Consider the following 5926-nt stretch of genomic DNA (forward strand, 5'->3'; position numbering starts at 1 on the left):
GGGGGGGGGTTGGGTCGGGGCCGGGGGCGGGGCCCGGCCCGCCCCCCCCGGCGGGGGGGTTGTCGCGGGGGGCACCGGGTGGGGGGGGGGGGGGCGCGCGGGGGGGGCGCCCCGCACCTCGCGGGGCTGGGGATCCTTGGGCAAAGCTCCCCTTCCAGACGGGAGTTGAGGTCCTTACGGTGCGCTCAAGGAAGGGACCGGGACGGTTGAGGCTCGAGACCGTGGGGTCATTTCACGGCCGGGTGTCTGCGTCGCCGCACCGCCCCACGGTGTCCCCGGCGCACCGGTTCCCGCCCGGCCAGCTGGATCCAGATGCGCACCTCGGTCCCGCCCAGCACCGACGAGCCGATCCGCACGTCCCCGCCGGTGGACTCGGCGAGTCTGCGCACGATGTCCAGGCCGAGTCCGGTCGAGCCGTCGCTGCCGGAGCCCCGGCCGCGGGCCATCGCGGCCTCCGGGTCGGGTATGCCGGGGCCGGCGTCGGACACGAGCACGATCACCGCGTCCTCGCCGTTGTGCACGTCGACCGCGAAGGCCGTGCCCTCGGCGGTGTGCCGGAAGACATTGCCGAGCAGCGCGTCGAGCGCGGCGGCCAGGTCGGCGCGGGCCACGGGGATGCGTACCGGACGCTCCACCCCGGCCACCCGCCACTTGCGGCCCTCGTCCTCGGCGAGCGCGGACCAGAACCGCATGCGTTCCCGGACCACTTCGGCCGCGTCGCAGCCCGCTCCCGGGCCGGCCGCGGCCGTCTGCGGCTTGGCGTCCCGCGCGGTGCGGATGATCGTGTCGACCTCGCGCTCCAGTTGGGCGACGGCGGCCCGGGTCTGGTCGGCGGCGGGCCCGTCGCCGAGTGAGGCCGCGTTCAGCCGCAGCACGGTCAGGGGTGTGCGCAGCCGGTGGGACAGGTCCGCGGCCAGCTCCCGCTCATTGGCGAGGAGTTGGACGACCTGATCGGCCATGGAGTTGAACGCGACCGCGGCCAGCCGCAGTTCGTTCGGCCCCTCCTCGGGCACCCGCGCGCCCAGTCTGCCCTCCCCCAGCTCATGTGCGCCCTCGACCAGCCGCCGCGCGGGCTGCACCATCCGCACACCGAGCCGGTCGGCGACCGCGACCGAGCCGAGGATCAGGGCGACGCCGACCGCGGCGAGGACACCCCAGGCGGTGCCGACGCCCCTGCCGACATCGGAGTCGGGGACGAACACCTCCACGACCGCGATGGCGCCCGAACTGAGCGCGACCGGCTGGAGCAGCGTCGAACCGCCCGGCACCTGGGTGGTGGAGGCGCGGCCCAGTCTGCGCACGGTGCCGATGTCCCGGTCCGCGGCCCGCCGTCGGCCGATGTCGACGGCGGTGGCGTCGTCCACGGCCGGTATGTGCACGGCCATCCCGGAGTCGGAGCCCGCGGAGGCCACGACCCGCTCCAGCTTGTCGCGGTCGGTGGTGATGGACAGCGCCGGGGCGAGGGCGGCGGCCTGGCGCTCCGCGTTGGAGAAGGCGCGGTCGCGGGCCAGCTCCTTGATGACCAGTCCGAGCGGCACGGCGAAGGCGACCACGACCATCGTGGTGACCGCGAGGCACACCTTGACCAGGGCCCACCTCATGGCGCGGACTCCCCTCCGGGCGGCTCCAGCTTCACGCCGACGCCCCGCAAGGTGTGCAGATAGCGCGGCCGGGCGGCCGTCTCCCCCAACTTCCGGCGCAGCCAGGACAGATGGACGTCGATGGTCTGGTCGTCGCCGTACGACTGCTGCCACACCTCGGCGAGCAGCTCCCTGCGGGGTACGACGACGCCGGGTCGGCCGGCCAGGAAGGCGAGCAGGTCGAACTCGCGGCGGGTCAGGTCCAGGCGTATGCCGTCCAACTCGGCCTGGCGGCGCAGCGGGTCGACGGTGAGCCCGCCGACGCGGAGGACGGAGGAGGGCGCGGCGTCGGCGGAGGCCGCACGGGCACGGCGCAGGACGGCGGTGATCCGCGCCGACAGGTGATCGACCGAGAACGGCTTGGTCAGATAGTCGTCCGCCCCGGCGTTCAACAACCGGACGATTTCCGCCTCGTCGTCCCGGGCGGTGGCGATGATCACGGGTACGTCGGTGATGCCGCGCAGCATCTTCAGGGCCTCGGACCCGTCCAGATCGGGCAGTCCGAGGTCCAGGATGACCACGTCGAAGCGGAAATGGGCGACCTCGCGCAGCGCCTCCAGTGCCGTGCCGACGCTGCGCACGGTGTGCGAGGCGTCGGTGAGGTGCCGGATGAGCGCCGAGCGTACGAACTGGTCGTCCTCGACCACGAGAACACTTGCCATGCGCCGCACCGTACGCCATGCGGCCCACCCCGGCCGTGTGCCTGTGGACAACTCCCGGCGGGTTCCTGTGGACAGCTCCGGCGGGTGCGGCTCGTGGGGCGAGTGGGGCAGTATGGCCCGCGATGCGCAGAGGACTCGTACTCGTACTGGCGTGGTCGCTCGCCACGGGCGCGGCGGTCACGCTGTCGTGGTGGGGTGTGCACACGGTGATGGCGGGGACGGCGTACGACCCGCCCCGTGCCCTGCCCATCACGGCGGCGGACGAGACCACGCAGGGCGCGAAGCCGCTGGTGTCGCCGACCGCACGGCCGCCGTCGCCGTCCCCGTCACGGCCACCGTCCCCGTCGCGGACGCCGTCACGGATGCCCGCGGAGCAGCCGTCGGGCACGCCGTCCGCGGGGCGCACGCCCGCGCCCGCCCGGAGCGCGGCGAGCGGTCCCGCCCCTTCGCCGTCCCTCATGACCTCCGGCCGGGTCAAGGGCTACGACACCGACGGCGGGCGGGCGGTGTTCGACCTCGGGCAGACGAGCGCGTCGCTGGTCTCGGCGGCCCCGGGCACGGGGTGGTCGATGCAGGTGTGGAAGACGGAGACATGGATCCGGGTGGAGTTCACCCGCGACGCGGACCGGGTGTCGGTGTTCTGCACCTGGCACGACGGGCCGCCACGTGTGGAGGTCGGCACCTACTGAGCCCGGTTGCCCCCGGGATCGAGGGAGCGCGGGGGCGGCCGGGTCCGCGAAGGTGGGGACCGGCGGGGTCGGCCCAGCACCGAGACCGTCGAATCGACCGACCGCCGAAGCAATCCGAGCGACCGTACACAAAAGCCGTCAAGCCGACCCGACGCCAAGAGCCGCAGGGAAACGGACGCAAGGGCCGACGAGTTCGGTCGGCGCGGGAGCCGTCGGAGCTGGGCGGTCAGCGGAACACGGAGGGTGGCGGGGCCGGTGAGGCCACCGCCACCGCGTCCGTCACGGCAACGGCGCCACCGGTGAAGTCACTGAGCGGCTTGCCGTGTTCAACCCGGCCGGGGTGCGGGTCGGAGGCGGCCCGGCGGGTCAGTTCGGCGACCGGCAGCGGACCGTCGGCGGCGACCAGGACCGCGTTGCCGAACCGCTTGCCGCGCAGCACCGCCGGGTCGGCGACCAGCGCGACCTCGGCGAACCGGGCGGCGGCGGTGGCGATCTGGCCGCGCAGATGGGCGAGCGGCGGGCCGTCGGCGAGGTTGGCGGCGTAGACGCCGGTGGGGCCCAGCGCGCGGCGGACCTCGTCGAGGAATTCGGCCGAGGTGAGGTGAGCGGGTGTCCGGGCGCCGCTGAACACGTCGGTGACGATCAGGTCGGCCCAGCCGTCCGGGACCTTGGCGAGGCCCGCGCGCGCGTCCGTCGATCGCACGCGAATCCGGGCGGCCGGGTCCAACGGCAGCCGTCGGCGCACGAGTTCGACGAGCCGTGCGTCGCGTTCGACGACCTGCTGGGTGGAGCGGGGGCGGGTGGCGGCGACGTACCGGGCGAGGGTGCAGGCGCCGCCGCCGAGGTGGACGGCGCGCAGCGGCTTTCCGGGCGGGGCGGCCAGGTCGACGACGTGTCCGAGCCGGCGCTGGTACTCGAAGGAGAGGTGGGCGGGGTCGTCGAGGTCGACGTGCGACTGCGGGGCCCCGTCGATCAGCAGCGTCCAGGCCCGACCGCGGTCCGGGTCGGGTATCAGCTGCGCCAGCCCGCCGTCGACGGTCTCGGCGGCGGTTTCGGCGCCCGCCGACCCGCGCCCGGAGGTCCTTGTCCTGCCCACCGGCTCATTCTCGCAGCCGTCGGACGCACCGCAGCACCCGCCGTCCGCGGCCGGGCCCCTGCCCGGCCCTGAGAGGAAACGGCGGCGGAAGGCCGAGACGGGGTGACGGCGGCCGGTCTGCGTGGAATCACCACGGGTTCGCGGGCGGCGACGAGCGGGTACGGGCGGGTACGGGCCTCAAGGGGCCCGGTACGGGCGGGACAGCACGCGGACGGGCCGAAGCAGCCCGGTACGGGCAGGAGCAGCACGCGGACGGACAGGGCAGCGCCCGAACAGACCGGAACAGCACCCCGTACCGGCGCGCGCAACGGCGCGCCCGGCGGGCGATGCCGATGCCACCGCGCCTTGCCGACGGCGTCTCAGCGCCCGGCCGGCGGAGCGCTCAGCGGCAGCTGTCCGCCGCCTTGATCAGCCGGGCCGCCTCGCCGAGGGCGCGGCGCAGGTCCGTCGGGTCCGTGGCGAGGTCAGCCTCGTCGGGCGGTACGAGCCAGTCCGAGCCCTCCACCGGGGGCTCGGGATGCAGGCTCAGGCCGCGCCCGTTGGTCTCGGTGCACGTGCTGCCGGGGACGTCCCAGGCGGCCGCCGTGCCCGGCGGCACGAGGAAGCCGAGGGTGTCGCCCCCGTCGTCGTGCAGCACGGGCCCCACCGCGTCCCCGGCCCCCCGCCGAAGGATGTCGACGGCCTCCAGCCCGTGCCGGGTCGGCACCGTCACGAGGTCGCACGCCGCTCGCGACGACATAGCAGGATCGTTGCTCCGGCTGGTCTCCATCCCGGCCTCCACCACGCAGCCTCTCTTGCAGTCCACTCGGTCCAACGCGGCACGGCGTCAACGGCTACGCGTAAGTCCGCCGCAAAGGATGGCAGTTCATGGCAGATCGTGGGGCAGATCTCCGGTTTGCAGCCAAACACTGCGTGGCGGGACCGTCACACCAGGTACGTTCTTGCCCGCCGGAACCAGGGTGCCACGCGGACAACTCACCTCGAATCCGGCATGGTTCGACGGTTCGCACGAGAGGACCCCCGGCCATGTCGTCGTCAACCGTGACCTCGTCACAGCCCGACCGGCCACCGCGGCCGAACCTCGCCTTCCGGCGGTTGCGCGGCCTGCGTTCACCCGCCGAGTTCGCGGCGCTGGTACGGCGTGCCGCCCGCGAGATCGGTGAGCGGGTGAGCTGTGACGCGCGCTATGTCGGCCGGGTCGAGGCGGGTGAGATCCGCTGCCCCAACTACGCGTACGAAAGGGTGTTTCTGCACATGTTCCCCGGCCGTACTCTCGCCGACCTCGGCTTCGCGCCCCGGTCGTCCGTCCGCGGGCGCGGGGCGCGCCCGGCCGGGGACGCGTCACCCGCGCGCGCCACCGACCCGGTGTCCCGCGCGGGTGAGACGGGGACGGCCGTCGAGCCGTATGACACGCAGGACCCGTACGAGACGCACGAGAACCACGCGACGCACAAGAACCACGAGAACCACGAGAACCACGAGGAGAGCGACGTGCTGCGTCGCGCATTCATGACCGGCGGGGGCGCCACGGTGGCCGCCGCCCTGGGGCCCTTCGGCCTCACCATCGACGCCGCGGCCGCGACCGCGGTACGGCCGCCGCTGCGCGCCGGATCGGGAGAGGCAGCCGCCCTCGAAGAAGCCGTCCGCCGGATCCGGCTGCTGGACGACCGGCACGGCGCGGACGGCCTCTACCGGCGCGCGGCGGCCCCCCTGCGCGCCGCGTACGCGCTGCTGGACGCCGGCACGACCCGGCAGGCCACCGCCGAACGGCTGCACTCGGGCGCCGGTGAACTCGCCATCTCGGTGGGCTGGCTGGCGCACGACTCCGGCCGTTTCGAC

The 5926-nt window shown here is 74.4% G+C and carries 5 protein-coding genes and 1 pseudogene; 2 read left to right on the forward strand and 4 right to left on the reverse strand.

Annotated features, from left to right (window positions below; genetic code table 11):
* Positions 1–227: 227 nt before the first annotated feature.
* On the reverse strand, positions 228–1601 hold the full coding sequence (locus ACWEKM_RS43095; protein WP_451626766.1) for a sensor histidine kinase: 1374 nt from the start codon (positions 1599–1601) through the stop codon (positions 228–230).
* Complete coding sequence (locus tag ACWEKM_RS43100; protein ID WP_451626767.1) at positions 1598–2302, reverse strand: response regulator transcription factor; 705 nt, start codon at positions 2300–2302, stop codon at positions 1598–1600. The genes ACWEKM_RS43095 and ACWEKM_RS43100 overlap by 4 nt, the downstream gene beginning before the upstream one ends.
* A 122-nt stretch (positions 2303–2424) precedes the next feature.
* On the opposite strand from ACWEKM_RS43100, the gene ACWEKM_RS43105 reads away from it, so the two are divergent.
* A complete protein-coding gene (locus ACWEKM_RS43105; RefSeq protein WP_451626768.1) occupies positions 2425–2991 on the forward strand; it encodes a hypothetical protein in 567 nt (188 codons plus the stop codon).
* 226 nt (positions 2992–3217) lie between these two features.
* Here ACWEKM_RS43105 and ACWEKM_RS43110 read toward each other — a convergent pair whose 3' ends face one another.
* Together ACWEKM_RS43110 and ACWEKM_RS43115 are read right to left on the reverse strand one after the other, a co-directional pair.
* A complete protein-coding gene (locus tag ACWEKM_RS43110) occupies positions 3218–4087 on the reverse strand; it encodes a spermidine synthase (protein ID WP_451626769.1) in 870 nt (289 codons plus the stop codon).
* 382 nt (positions 4088–4469) lie between these two features.
* Complete coding sequence (locus ACWEKM_RS43115; protein WP_451626770.1) at positions 4470–4856, reverse strand: hypothetical protein; 387 nt, start codon at positions 4854–4856, stop codon at positions 4470–4472.
* 257 nt (positions 4857–5113) lie between these two features.
* On the opposite strand from ACWEKM_RS43115, the pseudogene ACWEKM_RS43120 reads away from it, so the two are divergent.
* A pseudogene (locus ACWEKM_RS43120) lies at positions 5114–5926 on the forward strand (hypothetical protein); the annotation flags it as partial.

Source organism: Streptomyces sp. NPDC004752 (genome assembly GCF_053601275.1).